This is a genomic window from Vibrio mimicus CAIM 602, from assembly GCF_000338875.1.
Classification (GTDB): domain Bacteria; phylum Pseudomonadota; class Gammaproteobacteria; order Enterobacterales; family Vibrionaceae; genus Vibrio; species Vibrio mimicus.
In genome coordinates this window covers 1-4,677 of the sequence record NZ_AOMO01000089.1, presented here as the reverse complement: position 1 = coordinate 4,677, position 4,677 = coordinate 1, and the positions used below count along the sequence as shown (strand labels likewise).

Here is a 4,677-nt window from a genome sequence, read left to right as displayed (position 1 = left end):
AACGCCTCAAGAGGGACTGTCAACGCGTAGCGTTTCCAGTCCCATTGAGCCGCGGTGGTTTCGGTTGTTGTATTTGAGTCTGGTGTTATGCGTTGCCAGCCCCTTAGGCGGGCGTTATGTTTAGTCACGTAAAATCAGTTGGTTGCATCTTTTCTTTGTTCCTTCGTATTGCTAATTTTGGTCTTGTCGGCAAGTTGAGTTTAGTGGTCGCTGTTTTCTGGACTCCAATTCGTGGGCGCGAAAAATTCTGAGAGTTGCCTCATTAAAGCTCAGTGCGTTTATGAGTCGAATAAAGCGTCTTGGTTTCAAAGTTTGAGTTCCAGTTTTCGGTTTCTCACGCTAAAAATCAAAATCATTAGAATCAAATTTATGAGTTAATTCAGCTTTTTAGCGTCTGGTTTTGGTTTTTAAAGGTAACTCGAGTTAAGCTCTTTGTATCGCAAAACTTAACCCTTTGAGCCTTAAACATAACAAGGCGTTTAAGAGGGATTCATGCCGCGTGGCATTTTTAGTATGCGGTGAGTTTTGGTGGTGAAAGTGGTCTGCGGAAACTTGGTTTAGGCGGCACTCACCCCTTAACGCGGCGTTATACACATTTAAGTGAGTTTTGATGGGTAAATACAGTCAGAAGATCTCGGAACGGATCAATCATTCGCGAATAGTACAAGGTTACTGCTTGATCTGCGGCGAATATGGTCGCCTTTCAATTGACCATGTTCCACCCCAAGGCGCAGTAACTATAACGAAAGTTGAGCAAATTCATATTAGCGAAGTATCAGGCTATCAATCTGCAAAAATAAAAGCGGTGCCTTCAACTAATGGTAGTAAGTTCAGAACGATCTGCCATAAATGTAATAGCGAACGTCTTGGTGCAAATGACAAAGAGGTTGCTAGAGTTCATAGGGAATTGACGGAAAAAATAGGTAACTATTTTTCTGCTCCTTTTAGCCCTTATAGTGTCATTAGCATTGAGATCGATCCTATTAGGTACGCTAGGGCTATGATTGGACACATTCTCTCAGCAACTTCGGTTGAGGAGTGTAAGCATGAACCCGCAGGTTCGCCTTACTTTGATCCACTTAAAAGGTTTGTGCTTGGTGACGACTTTGCTTTGGATGAAAGTCATGACATACACTATTGGTTCTACCCAAGTGACAGACATATTAGCGCTAAGATGATTGGCTTTTTCAATGAGGGGCATACATGCCCACTTAGCATTTTGTCGTTTTATCCGATCGCATTCTTAATTACTCCTAAAAATGAAGGAATATACCCGTATCAAGCTAAATGCTTTGATTTGGCTTCTAGTCGTTTGCACCTTGATTTATCATCGCACAATATTAAGTATGCAGATTTTCCATTCGCTGAATTAAAAGGAAACTCTATGTATGCATTCACGGACTTTCAAACGATTATCAGCTATCCAGTTCGTCGAAAAAAATGTGTATAACAAGCAATTTAAGAGGGATTCACAACGCTTGGCATTTTTGCTTCTACTTCAAATTTAGTGTTTATGGCACAATGCTTTAGGTGTGGGTGGTAGCGTTGTTCACCCCTTAATTGGGCGTTATGTGCTTTAGGAAAATCTAGGAAAATCGATGTTTGCGGTAATTTTTAAAGCGAAAACTGGCAATCAAGATGCCCAGTATTCAGAAATGGTCAGGCTCATGCGTGAATTGGCATTTGAGCAATATAATTGTCAAGATTTCATAGCGGTTACAGAAGGCAATCAAGAAATCGCAATATCTTATTGGAACAACGAAGAAGATATACATAACTGGCATTTAGATGCTCAACATTCAATCGCTCAAAAATTGGGACGTGAAAAATGGTATGAGTCTTATGTTGTTGAAGTTGTGAAAATTGAAAGACGGTACTCTTTTGGTTCTTAACTCAAACTATGCACATAACAAACGCCTTAAGAGGGACTGTCAACGCGTGGCGTTTCCAGTCCCAATGAGCCGCGGCGGTTACGTTGTTGTGTTTGAGTTTAGTGTTAATGCGTTGCCAGCCCCTTAGGCGGGCGTTATGCTTAATCATGTGAAATCATCTCAAAGAGGCAGGCTTCACCGCGCATCATTTGGACAATTTGACCATACAGTTTGTGCCGACTAAGTTGAACGGAAATCTTCCGCACATTGGTTAGGCGTCTGATCTTAGAGGGGATTATGAATGTTTATCAAAGAAGTTATACAGTCTTTGGGTGGCAGACCGATAGATGAAGATTCCAGCCAGAGGTGTAGCATGGAAGAGCTGGAATCGAAGCTGGATATGCACTGTTTTTCCAATGAATATAAGAAGCTTTTGGGTAGCTTCGGTGGTTCAATAGTTTTCGATAAAGGGGCTATCTACAAGCCAAAACGAAATTCTCCTGTTGATTCTTCCGCTGGTTATCAATCGTTGGAAATACTGTATGGCCTTATAGGCGATTCTAATTTGTTAAAGCGAAACGCTATGTATAACGAACAAATTCCGTCAGGCTACATAGTTATAGGTGAGTCTGTAGGTGGTAACCAAATATGTGCATCTAATGTAACTGGAAAAATTTATTTTTGGTTTCATGAATCCGAAAAAAATAGTGAATCACTGTATGAAATAGCAGATGACATGAATGTGTTTTTGCTGTCTCTTATAGTTGATGATATGGCTCCAAGTGACCGAGAAATTGATGAAACAGGATCATTTTTAGATTTCTAATTAAATATTGGTACCCCCCCCAGCTTCGCTGGGGCTCGTATAGGTTTGAGTTTGGCAACGGTGTATGTAACTTATTTGCTCGACCAAAAGTAAAGAGGAAACAACCTATTGGCTCCTTTAGAAATTTGATCTTAGGTTTTTAGTTTTAGCTGCAAAGTTCAAAGTCTGATTTTCAAAAATTATGAGTCATTTCAGTTTTTTAGGTTTTGCCTTTTGTTAGCTAATCCCAGTCGAGTTAATCTTGGTTTTGGTAAAAATGCGGGCGTTGAAGCTTAAGCATAACAAAGCGTTAAAGTGGGATTTGGCACGCGTGGCATTTTTAGCTTGCGTTGAGTTCGGTGGTTACGGCACTGTGCGGTAGCTTTTGTATTGCGTGCCTGCACCCCTTAACGCGGCGTTATGTTTACTTGTATTTCAAAGGCTTAAAGGTCTTAGGCTCTAGTTCTTTGTCCCTCGGGCAATTCGTCCCTAGTAGACTCAGCAAATCAGTATTGTCGGTCTAAGTTCTTGAACCACTCAGCCCGTAAAACATGCCAATGTTCGTGGATTGCTTCATTGTCAGGTCGTGGCGGTTGGCTTCTTGTTTAACTGGCTTAAAGTCGCTCTTAGGTTCTCTGCCAAGTAGCATTTCGGCTTGGCAGTTGCCTCGGCAATTCAACATTGTTTTGCGCTTTGGTTGGAAAGAAAGGGTGCTTGTTGTTACTTGGTCAGGTTGCCTCATTGGGCAGGGAAGTGGACTTACTTGTTTTAGGTTGGTCGCCTTTGGTGGTCAAGTTAGTTTCTGCCTTGTGGTTAGCTTCAGAAAACTAGTCAGAAATAGCAGTTCTTTCTCAAGTAAATTATGTGTTTGTGGTAAAACATAACAAGCAATTTAAGAGGGATTCTCAACGCTTGGCACTTTTGCTTCTACTTCAGTTTTAGTGTTAATGGCACAATGCTTTAGGTTTGGGTGGAGGCGTTGTTCACCCCTTAATTGGGCGTTATGCACCAAAATAGAAATGGAGACAACAATTATGGATGATTTAGTAAGCTCATTACAGAGAGATGGTTTTAATGCCAAAGTTAAAAATGGGAAAATTGTAGTGAGGCTCGAAGGGCTTTCAAATGTTGTATCAATAAGCAAGGATATAGCTGCCGATGAGTACAAAATTAAAACAAATGATACGGTTTTATCGATATTAGCCAGTTTCTTTCTGCTGCTTGGCTTGTATGGCATCAATCAAACTGGTGGTGGTAGTCTTTTTGCCTTTGCCCTAGTAACAATGTCTGTGTTGAATTTCGTTATAGTGATACTCACAGAGCTTAAAGTGACCAAATTACGCTTTGTTATAGATAGACTAAGTCGCGGAGCAAGCGCATAACAAACAATTTAAGAGGGATTCCCCACGCTTGGCACTTTTGCCTCTACTTCAAATTTAGTGTTTATCGCACAATGCTTTAGGTGTGGGTGGTAGCGTTGTTCACCCCTTAATTGGGCGTTATAGCTCAGGGATCGCATGAAGTATAAGTTAATTAAAGCAATGGCTCACAACTTTACCCATTCATTCGTGGGTGGATGTAACTATGTCGATGGAACATTTATTTTCGAGGACTTATACACGTTAGCTCGCCTCAATGGAGGTAAGCCCGTTCAAATATCTTGGGTTCCAGTGCGCACAGAGGAACTGTTTCGACTAACACCGAGAATTAGAAAATCACTAAGCTACTATCGCGAGTGGCTTCCAAGGCATGCGGCTAGTCACAATGTTAACCTAGATTGTGTTAAAGAATTTTATACTCAAGTTTATATGGCAAAAAATCACCAAATCTATATAAAAGTAGTGACAGTTGATGCCCGTGGTAAAAGAGTGGAGCAGTACGTATACGCTTGAGCTATAACAAACGCCTCAAGAGGGACTGTCAACGCGTGGCGTTTCCAGTCCCAATGAGCCGTAGTGGTTATGGTTGCTGTGTTTGAGTTTGGTTGTTATGCGTTGCCWG

Annotated in this window: 4 protein-coding genes; all 4 read left to right on the top strand. The window is 41.2% G+C overall.

From position 1 onward, the window contains the following. Positions 1 to 610: 610 nt before the first annotated feature. Positions 611 to 1,450 (top strand): hypothetical protein, encoded by an 840-nt coding sequence (locus D908_RS00955; RefSeq protein ID WP_005527587.1) that lies wholly within the window; start codon positions 611 to 613, stop codon positions 1,448 to 1,450. A gap of 148 nt (positions 1,451 to 1,598) precedes the next feature. Continuing rightward, a complete protein-coding gene (locus D908_RS00960) occupies positions 1,599 to 1,892 on the top strand; it encodes an antibiotic biosynthesis monooxygenase family protein (protein ID WP_005527585.1) in 294 nt (97 codons plus the stop codon). Between the two features lie 280 nt (positions 1,893 to 2,172). Next, positions 2,173 to 2,697, top strand: coding sequence for an SMI1/KNR4 family protein (locus tag D908_RS00965; protein WP_005527582.1), 525 nt, complete (start codon positions 2,173 to 2,175; stop codon positions 2,695 to 2,697). 1,013 nt (positions 2,698 to 3,710) lie between these two features. Further along, on the top strand, positions 3,711 to 4,058 hold the full coding sequence (locus D908_RS00970) for a hypothetical protein (protein WP_005527580.1): 348 nt from the start codon (positions 3,711 to 3,713) through the stop codon (positions 4,056 to 4,058). The last annotated feature ends 619 nt before the right edge of the window (positions 4,059 to 4,677 follow it).